At 41.0% G+C, this 17311-nt stretch carries 20 protein-coding genes and 1 pseudogene; 14 read left to right on the forward strand and 7 right to left on the reverse strand.

The window, feature by feature from the left end; genetic code table 11:
* Positions 1 to 122: 122 nt before the first annotated feature.
* Positions 123 to 290, reverse strand: a pseudogene (locus tag FTU70_RS13445) (methyltransferase); the annotation flags it as partial.
* A gap of 107 nt (positions 291 to 397) precedes the next feature.
* Between FTU70_RS13445 and FTU70_RS13450 the strand changes: the two are divergent.
* Together FTU70_RS13450 and FTU70_RS13455 are read left to right on the forward strand one after the other, a co-directional pair.
* The gene (locus FTU70_RS13450; protein WP_004972459.1) at positions 398 to 1045 is read left to right on the forward strand and encodes a hemolysin III family protein; all 648 of its coding nucleotides are present in this window, start codon (positions 398 to 400) and stop codon (positions 1043 to 1045) included.
* Between the two features lie 185 nt (positions 1046 to 1230).
* The gene (locus FTU70_RS13455; RefSeq protein WP_131260737.1) at positions 1231 to 2544 is read left to right on the forward strand and encodes an MFS transporter; all 1314 of its coding nucleotides are present in this window, start codon (positions 1231 to 1233) and stop codon (positions 2542 to 2544) included.
* Between the two features lie 66 nt (positions 2545 to 2610).
* Here the strand turns inward: FTU70_RS13455 and FTU70_RS13460 are convergent, their stop codons facing one another.
* On the reverse strand, positions 2611 to 3621 hold the full coding sequence (locus FTU70_RS13460) for a metallophosphoesterase (RefSeq protein ID WP_004972462.1): 1011 nt from the start codon (positions 3619 to 3621) through the stop codon (positions 2611 to 2613).
* A 176-nt stretch (positions 3622 to 3797) separates the two neighbouring features.
* On the opposite strand from FTU70_RS13460, the gene FTU70_RS13465 reads away from it, so the two are divergent.
* The gene (locus FTU70_RS13465; protein ID WP_257222601.1) at positions 3798 to 5408 is read left to right on the forward strand and encodes a phospholipase D family protein; all 1611 of its coding nucleotides are present in this window, start codon (positions 3798 to 3800) and stop codon (positions 5406 to 5408) included.
* Positions 5409 to 5505: 97 nt separating this feature from the next.
* Here the strand turns inward: FTU70_RS13465 and FTU70_RS13470 are convergent, their stop codons facing one another.
* The gene (locus FTU70_RS13470) at positions 5506 to 6324 is read right to left on the reverse strand and encodes a 1-acyl-sn-glycerol-3-phosphate acyltransferase (RefSeq protein ID WP_096901584.1); all 819 of its coding nucleotides are present in this window, start codon (positions 6322 to 6324) and stop codon (positions 5506 to 5508) included.
* Positions 6325 to 6616: 292 nt separating this feature from the next.
* On the opposite strand from FTU70_RS13470, the gene hflX reads away from it, so the two are divergent.
* The 6 genes from hflX to FTU70_RS13500 all read left to right on the forward strand — a co-directional run bounded on the left by hflX (position 6617) and on the right by FTU70_RS13500 (position 10786).
* Positions 6617 to 7957, forward strand: a complete 1341-nt coding sequence (gene hflX / locus FTU70_RS13475; protein ID WP_131260739.1) for a ribosome rescue GTPase HflX — start codon at positions 6617 to 6619, stop codon at positions 7955 to 7957.
* Between the two features lie 35 nt (positions 7958 to 7992).
* Positions 7993 to 8364 (forward strand): hypothetical protein, encoded by a 372-nt coding sequence (locus tag FTU70_RS13480; protein ID WP_004972466.1) that lies wholly within the window; start codon positions 7993 to 7995, stop codon positions 8362 to 8364.
* A 9-nt stretch (positions 8365 to 8373) separates the two neighbouring features.
* Positions 8374 to 9048, forward strand: a complete 675-nt coding sequence (locus FTU70_RS13485; RefSeq protein WP_004972468.1) for an LrgB family protein — start codon at positions 8374 to 8376, stop codon at positions 9046 to 9048.
* An 86-nt stretch (positions 9049 to 9134) separates the two neighbouring features.
* The gene (locus FTU70_RS13490; protein ID WP_104853073.1) at positions 9135 to 9581 is read left to right on the forward strand and encodes a DUF2147 domain-containing protein; all 447 of its coding nucleotides are present in this window, start codon (positions 9135 to 9137) and stop codon (positions 9579 to 9581) included.
* 201 nt (positions 9582 to 9782) lie between these two features.
* Entirely contained in the window at positions 9783 to 10229 is a 447-nt protein-coding gene (locus FTU70_RS13495; protein ID WP_180060742.1) for a DUF2147 domain-containing protein, read from the forward strand.
* 104 nt (positions 10230 to 10333) lie between these two features.
* The gene (locus FTU70_RS13500; RefSeq protein WP_004972473.1) at positions 10334 to 10786 is read left to right on the forward strand and encodes a DUF2147 domain-containing protein; all 453 of its coding nucleotides are present in this window, start codon (positions 10334 to 10336) and stop codon (positions 10784 to 10786) included.
* Positions 10787 to 10869: 83 nt separating this feature from the next.
* On the opposite strand, the gene FTU70_RS13505 is transcribed toward FTU70_RS13500, so the two are convergent.
* The 4 genes from FTU70_RS13505 to FTU70_RS13520 form a co-directional block, all read right to left on the reverse strand.
* Positions 10870 to 11718, reverse strand: a complete 849-nt coding sequence (locus FTU70_RS13505; protein ID WP_096901578.1) for a symmetrical bis(5'-nucleosyl)-tetraphosphatase — start codon at positions 11716 to 11718, stop codon at positions 10870 to 10872.
* Positions 11718 to 12530, reverse strand: coding sequence for a 16S rRNA (adenine(1518)-N(6)/adenine(1519)-N(6))-dimethyltransferase RsmA (gene rsmA, locus FTU70_RS13510; protein ID WP_004972477.1), 813 nt, complete (start codon positions 12528 to 12530; stop codon positions 11718 to 11720). Before rsmA ends, FTU70_RS13505 begins: the two co-directional genes overlap by 1 nt.
* Positions 12531 to 12549: 19 nt before the next feature.
* Positions 12550 to 13518, reverse strand: a complete 969-nt coding sequence (gene pdxA / locus FTU70_RS13515; protein ID WP_004972479.1) for a 4-hydroxythreonine-4-phosphate dehydrogenase PdxA — start codon at positions 13516 to 13518, stop codon at positions 12550 to 12552.
* Positions 13519 to 13580: 62 nt separating this feature from the next.
* Positions 13581 to 13991, reverse strand: coding sequence for a hypothetical protein (locus tag FTU70_RS13520; protein WP_136144144.1), 411 nt, complete (start codon positions 13989 to 13991; stop codon positions 13581 to 13583).
* 265 nt (positions 13992 to 14256) lie between these two features.
* Here FTU70_RS13520 and rplM point away from each other — a divergent pair, with 265 nt between their 5' ends.
* The 5 genes from rplM to FTU70_RS13545 all read left to right on the forward strand — a co-directional run bounded on the left by rplM (position 14257) and on the right by FTU70_RS13545 (position 17094).
* The gene (rplM, locus tag FTU70_RS13525; protein ID WP_004909012.1) at positions 14257 to 14685 is read left to right on the forward strand and encodes a 50S ribosomal protein L13; all 429 of its coding nucleotides are present in this window, start codon (positions 14257 to 14259) and stop codon (positions 14683 to 14685) included.
* Positions 14686 to 14697: 12 nt separating this feature from the next.
* Positions 14698 to 15084 (forward strand): 30S ribosomal protein S9, encoded by a 387-nt coding sequence (rpsI, locus tag FTU70_RS13530; RefSeq protein WP_004972483.1) that lies wholly within the window; start codon positions 14698 to 14700, stop codon positions 15082 to 15084.
* A gap of 250 nt (positions 15085 to 15334) precedes the next feature.
* On the forward strand, positions 15335 to 15988 hold the full coding sequence (locus tag FTU70_RS13535) for a glutathione S-transferase N-terminal domain-containing protein (protein WP_004972486.1): 654 nt from the start codon (positions 15335 to 15337) through the stop codon (positions 15986 to 15988).
* Between the two features lie 10 nt (positions 15989 to 15998).
* Positions 15999 to 16427, forward strand: a complete 429-nt coding sequence (locus FTU70_RS13540) for a ClpXP protease specificity-enhancing factor (protein WP_004972487.1) — start codon at positions 15999 to 16001, stop codon at positions 16425 to 16427.
* Positions 16428 to 16443: 16 nt separating this feature from the next.
* The gene (locus FTU70_RS13545; RefSeq protein ID WP_004972488.1) at positions 16444 to 17094 is read left to right on the forward strand and encodes a hypothetical protein; all 651 of its coding nucleotides are present in this window, start codon (positions 16444 to 16446) and stop codon (positions 17092 to 17094) included.
* Positions 17095 to 17311: the final 217 nt, after the last annotated feature.

A 17311-nucleotide genomic window follows, 5' to 3' on the forward strand; every position in this document is an offset into this window, starting at 1 on the left:
AAAATCATTTGAATGATTTCTTCTTGGTCTACGTGCCATAAAATACTCCATATATTGATGTTTATAACATCATTTGAGGAGCAGAATATCACTTATAGGAGTTGTTCAAATTTACGGATCCATCTCTCTTGATTTAGCTGAATCACCCGTAAGGTGATTTTTTCTAATTGTTCCAGTTCGCCTTTATATTGACTCAGCACCACACGATCAAGCTTTTGTGTATCAATGGCTTGCTGAAAAGCCTCTAAGAATTGTTGTTCCTGCACAGAGGGAGAAGCCAAAGTCGACATAATAAAAACCTGAAAAAATTACAATTCAAGTTTAATTGTTATTACCCTAAAAGCAAAATTGAATTACGATACAGTTGTATAATTAAAGAAATTAAAGCAGATTCGCCATGAAATTAAATGCCCCTTTAGTGCCTGATTATGACCTGCAAGAAGAACGGATTAACTATCTGAGCCATGGTGTTGGTGCGGCTTTGGCATTTATTGCAGGTATTCTTTTAATCATTAAAGGTGCGTATTTAAGTACGGGACAATGGCTAGGTTTGTGGGCCTATGCAATAAGCATGGTACTGCTTTTTTCTGCTTCAATGCTGTATCACATGGCAACCGCAGCAGACCGTCGTTATTTTTATAAAAAGTTAGATCACACCGCAATTTATTATTTAATTGCAGGGACTTATACCCCATTTTTATCCATCGCGATTCCTACTCAAAAAGCACAATATTTGTTAATTGCCCTGTGGATTATTGCCCTGATTGGCACCCTATTTAAACTGGTATTTATCAACCGTTTTCATAAAATTTCTTTAATTGCCTACTTGGTGATGGGTTGGTTAGCCGTTCTGGTCATGGACGATATGCAAGCCTATTTAAGCAGCCAAGCCCTGACCTTTTTGCTAATTGGCGGCATTGCCTACACCGTGGGTGCATTGTTTTATGCCTTAAAACGCGTAAGATATACCCACGCAATTTGGCATGTATTTGTCTTAATTGGTGCAGGCGCACACTTTCTGGCAATTTATCTGTATGTGATTTAACGCTGAATATCGCTCATGTCTTACAGATAAAACGATCAGATTTGAATGGTGTTCATGGATGCAGTTTTGTAACCGACTTCTTGTTCAAAAAAGTATAACTACAAGAAGTATCTACTATTTTTCTGCCAGTGCGGTCTGTGCCAAATTGCACTTTCATTTAAAATTCACTTTACATAAGGTCCTGTATGGCATCTTCATCTACTGCTGCCGCTGAACAGCCGACTCAAAATTCTAAATTTCGAGTACTGACTGCAAGCTTGGTCGGTACCACCATCGAGTTTTTTGACTTTTATATCTACGCCACTGCGGCAGTCATTATTTTCCCGTATCTGTTCTTTCCGATCAGTACTGACCCAATGACGGCAACCATTCAATCTCTCGCCACCTTTGCAATTGCCTTTATCGCCCGTCCAATTGGCGCAGCTTTATTTGGACATTTAGGAGATCGGATCGGACGCAAAGCCACTTTGGTCGCGGCATTATTGACCATGGGAATTTCTACAGTCTGTATTGGTTTACTGCCGACGTATGCACAAATTGGGATTATCGCGCCATTACTGTTGGCGTTGTGTCGCTTAGGGCAAGGTTTAGGCTTGGGCGGTGAATGGTCGGGAGCAGTACTGTTAGCCACAGAAAATGCCCCTGAAGGTAAACGTGCTTGGTATGGCATGTTCCCACAATTGGGCGCTCCGATTGGTTTTATTCTTGCCACAGGTTCATTCCTTATTTTAGGTGCGCTGATGTCTGAGCAAGACTTTATGACATGGGGCTGGCGCATCCCGTTTATTTCGAGTGCCTTATTGGTGATTGTCGGTTTATGGATTCGCTTAAAACTGCATGAAACGCCTGCCTTCCAAAAAGTGTTGAATAAACAAAAAGAAGTCAATGTGCCATTTATTCAGGTCTTTAAAAAACACGCTAAAATGTTAGTGCTCGGTACAATCGCTGCAATTTGTACCTTTGTGGTGTTTTATCTGACTACGGTATTTGCCTTGCAATGGGGCACCAAACAACTGGGTTATTCACGTGAAGAATTCTTAAAACTTCAACTACTAGCCACATTGTGTTTTGCTGCTTTTATTCCCCTCTCAGCCGTTTTAGCCGAAAAATTTGGACGTAAAACCACCTCTATCGCAGTGTGCATCATCTCTGCAATTTTTGGCTTATTTTTTGCCGATATGCTTGCTTCAGGCAGCACGTGGATTGTATTTATTTTCCTGTGTATTGGCTTGGCAATTATGGGACTTACTTACGGGCCCATTGGTACAGTATTGTCTGAAATTTTCCCAACATCTGTACGCTATACAGGCTCCGCACTCACCTTTAACTTGGCGGGTATTTTTGGCGCATCGTTTGCCCCACTCATTGCCACCAAACTTGCCACCACTTATGGCTTGGCTGCAGTTGGTTATTATTTAAGTGCAGCATCCATCTTGTCTTTAATCGCATTTTTAATGATTCGAGAAACCAAGCATGATGATGTAAACAATCAAATTTAAGCGCAAAAATTGCATCAAAAAACCAGCCTCGGCTGGTTTTTTTCATGTAGGCGATGGTGACGGTGCTTACAATAATTCAATAATATCAATCGTGGGCGGCACACCAAAACGAAAAGGAACACCGACCATTCCTGTCCCTACAGTCACAAATACATCGGCATGATCATGGCGATATAACCCCTTTTTATGCCCTAAAATAGATACTTTTTTCATCACATAATCGGTCAGCCACGGCAGTTCAACCTGCCCACCATGGGTATGTCCTGCCAACATCAACGGACGTGTCGGCAATTTTGGCACCATATCCACTGTATCGGGGTTATGTGATAACAACACCCACGGCTTATCCTGAGGTAAATCGGGCATATAGCGCATGTCGGTTTTACCTGCCCATAAATCGCCAATACCGAGCAAACGAAACTCATCAAACTCGACAATTCTACCTTCAATATCAATCACGTTATTTTGTTCTAAAGCCGTTTTTAACAGCTCTTGAATGGGCGGGCCAGGATACTGCTCATCATGATTACCATTTACCGAATATACAGGCGCACAAATTTCTTTTAATACCGCCAATTCTTCGACCAATTTATTTTCAGGCTCATAAGTCCAGTCGCCTGCTACAACGACAATATCGGGGTTTTGCAAATTGAGTTTTTTCACAATTTGCTTCAATTGACGCTCATGCCCAGAAAACAAGCCAATATGTAAATCTGCAATTAAAGCAATTTTGACAGGCTTTAATAAACGGCGATCTGCATGAATTTGATATTTGGTAGTTTTGACTTGAATCAAATGCGGTTCAATAAAACGCGCATAGCTCAACACAGCACTGACTAAAAATACAAAAATCGCTTCGTGGATGGAGTAATAGCCCTGAATACCCGCATAAACACTAAAAAAAACCAAAGGCGGCAACAGGTAAGACAAATAAAATGCCAACAAATGCACAAAGGCCTTAAACGGGTGAATGGTTTCTGTATTGGCCTGACTGCGCCATGCTTGCGAAACTGCCCACAGCGCCAAAATTGCCATACCCATATAGAAATACAACACGACTGAATCGTTATCCCACATATTTATTCTCTATTACTTCATACTTCTGCTATTCAATGCTGCGCTAAACCCAGATGTCGCATTTAACCCACACACGTCATATATCTGTATTGTCATATTTATCTTTTCATAGCTGACAATTATACTCAAACCCTATTTTTAACTTATTTGCTCCTCGTGCTAAAAAGGAATTTAATTTGGCAAACCGCAGCTCATCCGCTCCATTTCAAAATATTCGGCACAACGTCTTGTGGCTGAGTTGCGCCTTCGTTTTGACACTCTCAGGCTGTAGCACGCTGCCCAAACAGATTGAACATCCGATCCGGATGGCGTTTGAAACCCCAACCGATCAAACCAGTTTGGCCAAAATTGTACTGCCGCTACGCGAAAAATATCCGCAGCTTACGGGTTATCATGTCCTGTATGATCCGCTCGAAGCCCTAGCAGCACGTATCTATCTGATTAATAAAGCAGAAAAATCTTTAGATTTACAATATTATATTTGGGATAACGATAAAATTGGCGCGCTTGCACTACACGCCATTATTCGTGCGGCAGATCGTGGGGTGAAAGTCCGCTTATTGGTCGATGATAACAATGCCAAAAAAATGGAAGGCATTTATCTCGCGCTCGATCAACACGTCAACATCGACATCAAACTGTATAATCCATATCGCTTTCGACATTATCGTGCCATGGACATGATTTTGGATTTGAAGCGTATTAACCGTCGTATGCACAACAAAAGCTTTATTGCCGATAACCAAATTTCTCTGATTGGTGGGCGCAATATGAGCAATCAATACTATAACGTCAGCGACAATTATCAATTTTCTGATGTCGATGTGATGTTAGTCGGCTCGGCTTCGGATGAAATTATTCACTCTTTTGATGAATACTGGAATGATGACTATGCTTATTCAGTCAAGCAATTGGTCAATCCACAACATTACACCTTGCGTTATGAAAGCTTAAAACAGCAATTAGAACAGCACGATCAAGAAGCCACCGTACAAAATTATTTAGATTTGGTGACTCGTTCTAAAGCGATTGAACAGTGGATGACGCATAGTATTAAGTTCGATTGGGGCAGTGCTGAAGTGGTCAAAGATGCGCCGAGTAAAATTAAAGACCGCGCCTCAAAAGAAGAACATCTCAACTTTCAATTGCTGACGCATTTAGAGAAGCCAAGCAGTAGTGTCGATATTATTTCTGCGTATTTTGTCCCCGAACAATCGGGGGCAGAAAAACTAAAAGACTTGGCGGATGATGGCGTTCAGGTACGCGTACTGACCAACTCCTTTAAAGCCAACGATGTTCCTGTGGTGCATGCTTTTTACGCCAAATATCGAGAAGATTTATTGGCAAATAACGTGCAGCTGTATGAGTTTTTGGCGCGACCTGAAATGGAAAACCTAAACACACATACGCACGAAATTTCCAAAAAAGCCAAAGTCAGTATGAAAGGTTTAAGCCGTTCTAGTTTACATGCCAAACTCATGGCATTGGATGAAAAACAGGTATTTATTGGTTCGTTTAATTTTGACCCACGCTCGGCATATTTAAATACTGAAATTGGAGTAATTTTAAATAGTCCACCATTGGCTCGCGCAGTTCACCAGACCATGGATGTCAATTTATCCAAATATGCTTATAAACTGGTTTTAGATGCGCAACAAAACATTCAATGGCAGATGAAAAATCCACAAGGCGAAACTCAAATTCTAAAAAAAGAACCAGGGATGAAATGGTATCAACGTGCGGCAATGAAAATTACCTCATGGCTGCCAATTGAAGGCTTTATGTAGCAACATAATATTGAAGCTGTTGGATGATGACCATTATTCTTAAAAAAATGTGATGTGCTTAGGCTATCTTTAACATGAAGATGCGCCTAAGCATGTTTTATGATGTCAGCACTTGTGGTTTTAATACCTGACGATGCAACTCAGCCAAACCTTCTGTCATGCGTTCCTGTACCACAGCAGTTAAAGATTCAATATCGTGCCCTTCTACCACAATTGCAGGTAACGCCATTAAATGCGCTGTCACTTTCGGCATTTCCAAAACATCTTTCACATGATCAACAAAGGTCATGTCATTAATAAACGGTGCAACAGTATCTAACTCACCTTGCTGATTCACATAACAAATCAGACAAATTTGCACAGGTCGTTTGGCTTCAATTGCTGCCCCTAAAATACGACCATGCACTTTTTTAATTTTGCTTCCATCTGACGTGGTCGCTTCAGGAAAAAATAATACAGGAATATCTTGTTTTAAAAATTGCGTGATTTGTTCACGAATTTTGACTGAATCGCCAGAGCCACGCTTAATAAATAGCGTCCCCCCACCTTTGGCTAACTTACCCAATAACGGCCATTTTTCAATTTCAGCTTTGGCCAGAAAAAATACCCGCGCACTAGAACCCAATACCGCTACATCTAACCACGAAATATGATTACTGACCCATAGCGCAGGGTCATGCGGAATTTCACCATGAATTTGCACTTCAATATTAAAAACTTTGCACAATTGACGGCAAAAATATTGCACATAGCGCGTATTGTTCGGGTTGTTGGTGTCTTTATACAATTGATGACGATAGACCAAATAAAACCCTTCACCAATCGCGCCAGCCGTTGCCAGAACTTTTTTGCTATACAAAGCAAGCTTTGCAAAACCATGAATTGGAGATGTGTGAGTTTCAACAGCTGGGTTCATAGGGTCATCACTAATTGTTAAACGCAAAACAACGTATAAAGGTCTATATTTTGCTCATTCTATACTGTTCAATCTGAACTTGCATTGATAATAAAAACCGAAACCTGCATGCAAACATGCGACTTTTGGCAAAATCTAAATAGATAAATTCTATATTGGGGTCATCCTTATAATTGAGTTTACATACGTTGATATAGCATCAAATCAGGGCGCAGGAAAAATCCAATCATCTATTTCCCTGCACAAACATTTTTTCTACTAGAATATAGCTTTAGCATGGAGATTGCGCTGAGTGGAAAATTTTGTGCCACCTCAAGATGGCGAGCGTGTTGTACTGGTCAGTGTCGCTGTCCAAATTTTAGAAGACCTAGATGCCGAAGAATTTCAGCTCTTGGCTGAATCTGCGGGTGCAGAAGTTTTACAACACGTCCACACTCAACGTAGTAAACCCGATGCCAAACTCTTTATTGGCTCAGGCAAAGCCGAAGAAATTGCCGCATTGGTCAAAGAACACGACGCCAATTTGGTCATTTTTGATCATGCACTCAGTCCTGCACAGGCACGTAATTTAGAAAAAGTGATGCAATGCCGTGTGGTTGACCGTACCGAACTCATTTTAGATATTTTTGCTCAACGCGCCCGCACTTACGAAGGTAAATTACAGGTCGAATTGGCACAATTACAACATTTATCTTCACGTTTGGTGCGTAGTCGCAGCAACTTAGACAGTCAAAAAGGCGGTATCGGCTTACGTGGTCCTGGGGAAACCTTGCTTGAAACTGACCGACGCTTATTGCGTATTCGCATGGGACAACTAAAAACCAAACTCGATAAAGTCCGTCAAACCCGTGCACAAGGTCGTGTGGCTCGGCAAAAAGCCGCCATTCCTACCGTTTCATTGGTCGGTTATACCAACGCAGGCAAATCGACCTTATTTAATATTTTGGCGCAAAGTGATGTCTATGCTGCTGACCAACTGTTTGCTACGCTTGACCCTACTTTACGGCGTTTAGAATGGGATGGCATCGGACGTCTGGTATTGGCCGACACCGTTGGCTTTGTAAGAAACCTATCTCACTCTTTGGTGGAATCTTTTAAAGCAACTTTGGAAGAAACCTTAGAAGCCAGTTTATTGCTGCATGTGATTGATTCAAGCAACCCCGATGTGTTGGAACAAATTGAAGCAGTCGAAGGTGTGCTAAAAGAAATTGGCGCAGATGTACCTATTTTGCGGGTTTACAATAAAATTGATGTCTCAGGCGAAACAGCCAAAATTATCTATGAAAAACCGCATCAACCTGACCGTGTCTATGTATCGGCACATTCAGGGCAAGGTTTAGACTTGTTAAAACAAGCCGTACATGAATGTTTGATGGGGCAAATTCAAAAGTTTGATCTTAAATTACAACCTGCTTATGGCAAACTGCGCAATCAACTGTATGCGCTCAATGTCATTCAGGCAGAACAGTACGATGATGAAGGTCAATTACATCTACAAGTCAGCATGGCACCACATAAACTGGAACAACTGATTAAACAGGCACATTTACCGATAGACGAAATTTTAGGTGCACAGGCAGAACAATTTAAACGTCCGCTTGAAGCATTTGAAATTGACGATCAGATCGGTTAAAACGTGATAAGTAAAATTTTAATGAAAGATCAAAAATGAGCAGGATAAAACATATCGATTGGCCAGCATGGATCGGCACACTCCTTTTGATTATTGTGTTTCGTGAAGCCTCTGTATGGATCATGACCCAATTTAATCACCCAGAATTAGGCAATTTAGTCGGTTTGCTCAGCCTGCTGGCGGTATTATTTACATGGCGCAAACTCAGTAAAATTCCTGCTCGTCTGGTCGATACCAACAACAAAATCATGAAAGAAAGTGCCTTTGCCTTTTTACCCATCAGCGCGGGTTCATTAATTATGCTCACGCACATGGGCAAACAAATTCCAATCTTCTTAATTGTGTTGTTTATCAGTACGCTGATCCCGCTTTGGCTGTATGCCAAAATGGCAAAACGCTGGCTTTAGGAGATTAAAATGCTGTCAATTCTATATGGTTTTTTAATCACTCTCGTTGCATATTTACTGGCAAAACCTTGCAACCAAAAAGTCCCGCAAATCCCTGTGATTGTCTTTGGCATGTGTTTTGTGTTACTACTGTTGTATTTTTTCGGGATTCCATACGAAACTTACGTCGCACAAACCAACCCTTTGTTTAATCAATTATTGGGCTATGTGACAGTTGCACTCGCCATTCCTCTAGCAGCCATGCGTTATGACGATTTACCCCTCAAAGCGATTTTAGGTATTTTGTTCTTTGCCAGTCTTAGTGCTGTGGCGCTGCCGATGGGGCTTGCTTATGCGCTACATATGTCCAGTGCCGATATTATGGCATTTGCCACCCGTGCAGTGACCACGCCGATTGCGATTAATATCGCAACCTTATTAGAAGCACCGATTCAATTGGCAGTATTAATTGTAATTTTATCAGGTGTCGTGGGTGCTGCTTTTTCACCACTTATTTTAAGGCATATCAATGATGAACGTGCTTCAGGTTTGGCACTTGGCTTAGCTGCACATGCCATTGGTACTGCTCAAGCATGGCAACGTGGCAGTGTTGCAGGACGTTATGCTGCCTTTGGCATGGCAGTCAATGCAGTCTTTACCGCAGTTTGGCTGCCAACATTTATACTGTATTTACAAAGAATGTGACTGAGCAATCACTTTTAAAGATTGTGACCATTTCACTTTCTTTTTATTATGAAATATCCAGTTTGCGAAATGAAGGAACATTGAACATGGTCAAGATGAAACTCACCGTTGCCTTAATCTGCTCAGCCTTAGGTAGTTTTGCGCTGGCTCAAGATATTACAGGAACTTGGAAAAACATTGACGATAAAACGGGTTCATCTAAAGCCATTTTAGAAATTCGTCAGGAAAGCAATGGTAGCTATACCGCTAAAATCGTTAAAGTGACGCCACGCCCAGGTTACACACCAAGAGAAACCTGTGTCAACTGCCCTGCGCCTTATACCAACCAACCGATTTTAGGTATGGATGTACTCACTGGCTTAAAATATACAGGTAATTCCAATTTCACAGGCGGGAAAATTATTGACCCTTTAAGCGGCAATATTTACAGCACCAAAGCCAAATTGAGCAATAATGGTAAGCGTTTGACCATGCGCGGTTATGTCGGTGTATCGGCTTTAGGTCGCAGCCAAACTTGGATTAAAAGTGATTAATTTATAAGTTATTCCATCAACTTAATTAATTCACTTTTCACTTAAAATGCCACACGTTCGTGGCATTTTTCACATCTTTTCCAGCATTTTCCCTGCAAGTTTAAGATTAAAAATTTCCTCAAATCTCTTGACTCTTACCACAACTCGCTTTATATCTTGAATTAACCTCTGTAATAACTTTCGACAATCAAAGGAACTGATATGAAGAAAAATGTATTGATGGGTGTATTTGCAAGCTTAATCTTCAGTGGTTCAGCATTTGCTGCAGACCTAACAGGTATCTGGCAAAGTATTGATGACAAAACAGGTTCACCCAAAGCCCTGATTGAAATTACCCAAGCTGAAAATGGCAGCTTTACTGGTAAAATTATCAAAGTCACACCAAGACCGGGCTATACCCCAAAAACTATGTGTGTGAATTGCCCTGTACCTTATACCAACAAACCTTTGGTCGGTTTGGAAATTATTAGTGGCTTAAAGCATGTGGAAAATAACAACTATGCCGATGGGCGTATTTTAGATCCACTTACAGGCAAAATGTATAGCCTGAAAGGTCGTTTAGCATCTAATAATAAACGTCTCACTTTACGTGGTTACGTCGGAATTTCAGCCATTGGTCGGACACAAACGTGGATTCGCCAACAATAAGCGAGTAATTGTGTCTCATCGGTCATTTTTTCTGGATACTCGGGACTTTGTGTCCGTTAATTCACAGATTAGACTAGCCGCAAAGACCGAGTAAGGGAAATAAAATGATTCAGAAATTGGCTTTAGGAATAGCCGTCATCTTCGGCAGTCTAAGCACTTTGGCGATGGCACAAGATTTAGCAGGAACTTGGCAACAAATTGATGATAAAACAGGCTCACCCAAAGCTGTCATCGAAATTCGTAAAGAAGCCAATCAAACCTATACGGGTAAAATTGTGAAAGTAACCCCGCGTCCGGGTTATACCCCACGTGAACTTTGTAATAAATGCCCTGCGCCTTATACCGACCAACCTATTTTAGGGATGGATATTTTAAAAGGCTTACAACAAGTCAAAAACAGCAACAATTACGAAAAAGGACGCGTAATTGATCCATTGGCAGGTCGTATTTACGATGCAAAAATTCGCCTCAACTCAACAGGTAAACGTTTAACTTTACGTGCTTATATGGGTGTATCTACACTAGGTCGCAGTCAAACTTGGATTCGAATTCAATAAAATTCAAGATAAAAAATAGCCACCTCAATAGGTGGCTATTTTCATTTCATCATCACATTTTTAAATTTTAAAGATGAATGTTATTACCATTCTGCCAGCGGATTATCCACTGCAAACAATTGCTGATCTTCCAAACGATAAGCCACAAGCTGATTGCCCCACACACAACCGCCATCCACATTTTGAATATTGTCGGCTACCGTTTGTCCCTGCAATGCTGCCCAATGACCAAATACGATTTGATGTGTTTGCGCAGCTAAAGATGGATATTCAAACCACGGTTTAAAACCTTCTGGCATCGGATCATCTAAGGCATCTTTAAAGCTGAATTCCAAACCACCCTGTGCATTGGCTAAACGCATACGGGTCAAATAGTTGGTAATACAACGTAAACGCGCATGCCCCTCTAAATCATCCGACCAAACTGCAGGTTCTGCCCCATACATTTCCTTTAAGAATGCATCCACCACCTCAAAGTCCTCATGCCCAATCACCGCCTCAACTTCTTTTGCCAAAGCTGCGGTTTGTTCCGCATTCCAAATATGTGGAATACCTGCATGAGTTAAAATGGTGTTTTCATTAGGAAAAAGACACAATGGTTGTTTACGCAACCAATCAATCAAATCATCACTGTCAATTGCATCAATCACATCACGAGTGTTGTCTTGTGCTTTGATTTTCTTTAAGCCACGTGCGCCTGCCAACAAGGTTAAATCGTGATTGCCTAACACCGTTGCTGCAACGCCACGATCTACCAGTTTTTTAATAAAACGCAAAGCACCTACCGAGTTTTCACCCCGCGCGACTAAATCGCCTGCAAACCAAATAAAATCTTGATCGGGATCGAACTGTATTTCTTTTAATAACAGTTTTAAGGCTTCAAAGCAGCCCTGCACATCACCAATGACATAGTTGTATCGAATTGCTGCCATTAATTCACCATCTGATCTGCCAATGCGACAAATGCACTCAAACTTAAAGTTTCAGGACGTGCCATTGGGTCTACCCCTGCACGTTCAAACGCATCTTCAGCCAACATGCCTTTTAAGCTATTGCGCAATGTTTTACGACGTTGGGTAAATACATGCGCCACCAAACGTGCCAATGCTTTTTCATCTTTGGCAATAATCGGTTTAGTCACATAAGGCTCTAAACGGAATACTGCAGAAGTCACTTTAGGCGGTGGATTAAATGCGCCAGGCGGTACTTCAAACAAGAACGTTGGCTTACAGTAATACTGCATCATCACCGATAAACGCCCATATTCTTTGGTATTCGGTTCAGCCGTGATACGATCTACCACTTCTTTTTGCAGCATAAAGTGCATGTCTTTAACTTTGTCACCAAACTCTAAGAGATGAAACAAAAGCGGCGTCGAAATGTTATACGGCAAGTTTCCAACCACACGTAGCGGGCGCCCTTCCTGAAATAACTCGGTAAAGTCATATTTCAGCGCATCACTTTCTACAATAGTTAAACGCTCAGGATGTGGCACACGTCCCGGTAAGCCTGCGGCCAAATCACGGTCTAATTCCACTACAGTCAAAGCATCACACTCACCAATTAAAGGTGAGGTCAATGCCGCTAAACCCGGTCCAATCTCGACAATATTATCGCCTGGACGTGGGTTCACTGAGCGGACAATTTTGGCAATCACGCGTTGATCATGCAAAAAGTTTTGACCAAAGCGTTTACGAGCCTGATGCCCTTCATCTTTTGGGTTTAGGGCATTAATTTGATACATAAAGATTTCCAAGCTGAAATTATGAACGTGCTAAATCCAGCGCTAAATCGACAGCAACATGCAAGCTAGAACTTTTCGCAAGTCCCGTACCTGCGAGGGAGAGCGCTGTGCCGTGATCGACTGAAGTGCGAATAAACGGTAAGCCTAAAGTAATATTGATTGCTTCACCAAAGCCCTGAGATTTTAACACAGGTAAACCCTGATCGTGATACATCGCTAAAACTGCATCGGCATCTTTTAAATTTTCTGGGGTAAATAAAGTATCTGCAGGTAAACTTAAACTGAGATTTTCACCGCGATTACGGTAATTTTGCAGCACAGGATTAATCACCTCAATTTCTTCCATGCCTAAATACCCATCTTCGCCCGCATGTGGGTTCAAACCACAGACCAATACTTTAGGATGTTCAATTTTAAACTTGCTTTTTAGATCGTGCAGCAAAATATCAATTACTTGTTCTAAACGTGTTTTGGTAATGGCATCTGCCACGGCACGTAAAGGTAAATGCGTGGTCGCCAAGGCAACGCGTAAGGTTTTGGTGGCTAACATCATCACCACACGCGCAACACCTGCAAACTCCTGATAATATTCAGTGTGCCCACTAAAAGAAATACCAGCTTCATTAATAATAGATTTTTGCACGGGTGCTGTCGCCACGCCCACACTCTTACCTGTCATTGCATAAGAAGCTGAGCGACGTAATTGCTCCAAAACGTAAGCTGCATTTTGTGCATTTAAATGCCCCAACTCAACATCTACAGCCAAAGGCACATGCTCAACATATAACTGCCCAAGCGCTGCAGGCTGTTGCTGACCTGAATATTCAATCAATTCGACTTGTTGCTTTAGAATTTCGGTGCGTTGTTGTAATAATTGATGATCTGCCAATACCACAATTGGACGCTCATCTTGTCGAGCTGCCAGACTTAGACAAATATCAGGTCCAATACCTGCAGGTTCACCACTGGTGACATATAAAGGGCGCATGCAGCTTCATCCACTATAGCTAGGTGTAGCTGAATTATAGCGCCATCCTGAGCAAAATTGTTTTATCTCCAATCTAATCTAAATCGGCTATCTAAGATGCCCATCTGATGCGCCCATTCCGAAATGCCAATCACGACCATACATAACAACAAACCTATAAATAGTATTTTGGGCGCTTGTTGAGTGACTGCTCGATAGTTTTGATCAGATAGACTCAACATGATGAAGCCTCCAATGCCATATAGCATAAAAGGGAGCAAGGTGATGTGCATAAATACAGAATAGATTAAGATAAAATCAAATACATCAGTACCATAAGCTGCACCTACCAACAAAAATGCCAGTTCATACAGACCAATCAATGTGATGAAAAAACCTGCTATAAATTTTAGCAGTTTATTTGGTTGCGGCTTTAATGCTTCTGTCGTTAATGCTTTTGTCGTTGTAGCGATGCGTTCTAAATCATCAGACATAGTGATCCGTCCTCATCATTATTATTTGCTGCGACCATACAGAAAAAGCTAAAACAGCACTAGATAAAGAAGATCAATACCTGATTTTTACTGTCGTGAAATGGTCGCTAGAGGTGATTTTGCTTTTATAACCAAACTTGATAAAATATAGCGCTTAAAATGTGACTTTTCCATTGTAGTTCTACCCATTCTCAGGTAGAATTCGGACTCCTTTTTGTTTGGACAGCTTCCATAGTCCAAACCAACTATAATAGGTAGTGGTTTAATGAAAACTCTCAGCGCTAAGCCAGCTGAAGTTCAACACGACTGGTACGTTGTTGATGCTTCTGGCAAAACTCTAGGTCGCCTTGCGACAGAAATCGCTCGTCGTTTACGCGGTAAGCACAAAACTTCTTATACTCCTCACGTTGACACTGGCGACTACATCGTTGTTATCAATGCTGAGCAAGTTCAAGTGACTGGTAACAAATCACTTGACAAGAAATACTATCGCCACACTGGTTTCCCTGGTGGTATCCGTGAAACTAATTTCGAGAAATTAGTTGCTCACAAACCAGAAGAAATCTTCCAACGCGCTGTAAAAGGCATGTTGCCAAAAGGTCCTCTTGGTTATGCTATGATCAAGAAAATGAAAGTGTACGCTGGTGCTGAGCATCCTCACACAGCTCAACAGCCACAAGTTTTGGACATCTAAGGGATACAGCACATGGCTACTAACTATGGTACAGGTCGCCGTAAGACCGCAACTGCACGTGTTTTCTTATCAGCTGGTACAGGTAAACTCGTAATTAACAACCGTACTCTTGAGCAATATTTCGGTCGTGAAACTGCTCGTATGATCGTACGTCAACCATTAGAGCTTCTTGAAGCTACTGAAAAATATGACCTTTACATCACTGTTGCTGGTGGTGGTATTGGTGGTCAAGCTGGTGCAATCCGTCACGGTATTACTCGTGCATTGATCGCATCTGACGACACTTTAAAACCTGCTCTTCGTCAAGCTGGTTTCGTTACTCGTGATGCTCGTGAAGTTGAACGTAAGAAACTTGGTTTACGTAAAGCTCGTAAACGTCCACAATTCTCTAAACGTTAATTCGTTTACCGAATCGGACACAAAAAAAGCCTTGGATTTTCCAAGGCTTTTTTTTATGCAAATCAACGAGCTGAGCATTTTAAGTCAGATAAACAATTCGGATTCACATACACCAAAAATCAAAATTCAATACAGTCCAAAAATTGAAAACCAATCAACAAATATCTCATACACTTTTATCAGCTTTGCTGGGTGATTTTAGTGGCTAAGTTTAGTATCCTATTCTATTCATTTGGTTTTATTTCGGATTATGTCAGTCGAGAACGCACCCTTACAAGGCATTACCCTCTACAGTCATGCGGACGACTTTCGCTCACATTGGATTCGTTACGTTCTGGCCGAAAAACAAATCAAATATCAACTGATTTTGGTCGATTATGAAGATGAAGATCTTGCAAGCCTGAATCCGTATAATCAACTTCCAATGCTGCTAGAAAACGATTTAAAACTCTTTAATACTGCGATTATTTCCGAATATCTGGATGATCGTTATCGACAAAATAAACTCTATGCAGATGCACCTATGCCACGTGCAGAACAAAGACAATATATTTGGCGCTTTGAACAAGACTGGTTCAAACTTGCCGATCAGATGCTACGTCATCCTGATAGCTTAGATTACACAACACAGCGCGCTGCACAAAAAAAATTACGTGATACACTCATTTCACTGACACCATTATTTCAGCATTATCCTTATTTCATGTCAGAAAATTTCAGTATTTTAGATTGCATGCTGGCACCCTTATTTATACGGCTAAAAGCCATGGGCATAGAATTACCCCAACAACACTGTCGTCCAATTTTCCTGTATTGTCAGCGGATTTTTTCACGCCCTGCCTTCACTCAAGCAATGACTTTGCAAGAAAAAAATCGCTATCAAGAATTTTTAATTCATACTTAAAGAGCATATTATGTCTGAATCTGAAATCAATTTAAGTCCAACCCGTCCTTATTTAGCCCGCGCAATTTATGAATGGATTTGTGATAACCAACTCACACCACATTTATTGGTCGATGCTACACAGCCGAATACGCTTGTTCCTGAACAATTTATTCAGGATGGTCAGATTGTCCTAAATATCGTTCCACATGCAGTGCATGCCTTACACATGAGCAATGATGCAATCACCTTCTCTGCACGCTTTGGTGGCGTATCACGCGACTTATATGTACCTATGAATGCCGTCGTAGGTATCTATGCAAGAGAGAATGGACAAGGCTTATTCTTTGATCCAAGTGAGTATGCACATATCCAAAATGATCAAGATGCTTTAGAATCAAAGACTGAAGAAAAAACCGAACAAACTAAGAAAAAACCAAGCCTTAGATTATTAGATTAAAACAATGGAGTAGTGAATGGCTTTTGATTTAGTACAATATTTTGCAGCGCAGATTAAACTTCAAAAGCCCTCGCTTTTGAAACAATATAATGCTGTTGATCGCGACCAATATATTCAAGAAATCAATGCGCTGAGCTTAGGCAAACTGGTCAGTCTGTGGCGAGAAGACAACCAAAAACTTTATCAAGAAATTGATCATCAAGATGAATTGTATATTCAGGAAATTGCACGTCGACTCACCACATCTCCACACAATCAGTCACCTCTCTCCAAAACTGAGCTTGAACAGAATATTAGTGAAGTCTTAGCCTTACAACTCACAGAGCTCAAGCAATTGGATCAAACCGGTAATTTTGGCAATAAAGGTCTAGGTGAATTATTGCTAGGTCAAATTGAACATTTATCTGGTCAAGCGGATGATTGGGTTTGGTCAACAAACGATCTAATAGAGTTAAAAGGTTCTAAACCAATTCCTCAAGAAGAGCTATCATTAGAGGCATCAATGAAGGAGTTTAATCAAATGGTACAACAACATACCCACGATGATCATCAAAATATTGAGCCTGTAGAAGCAATTGTACCCACTTGGTCTAAAGTACTAGAACCTATCGTTGCGATTGCGATTTTAGCAATTCTATGGTGTTCCGTTACTCAATTATTCGCTTAAATCAATCTTCTATCTAAGCCGTAATAAAACCATCATCATCTGATGGTTTTATTTTGCCTTCACTTTTTATAGTTTTTAATATTTTCTTTTCTACATAAAAAAACACCCCCAACGCTAGTTGAGGGTGTTTGAATAATGAGCTGGCGATGACTTACTCTCACATGGGTAACCCCACACTACCATCAGCGCGAAGAGGTTTCACTTCTGAGTTCGGGAA

It is taken from the genome of Acinetobacter sp. YH12135, assembly GCF_013418565.1.
In the GTDB taxonomy this organism is placed as follows: Bacteria; Pseudomonadota; Gammaproteobacteria; order Pseudomonadales; family Moraxellaceae; genus Acinetobacter; species Acinetobacter towneri.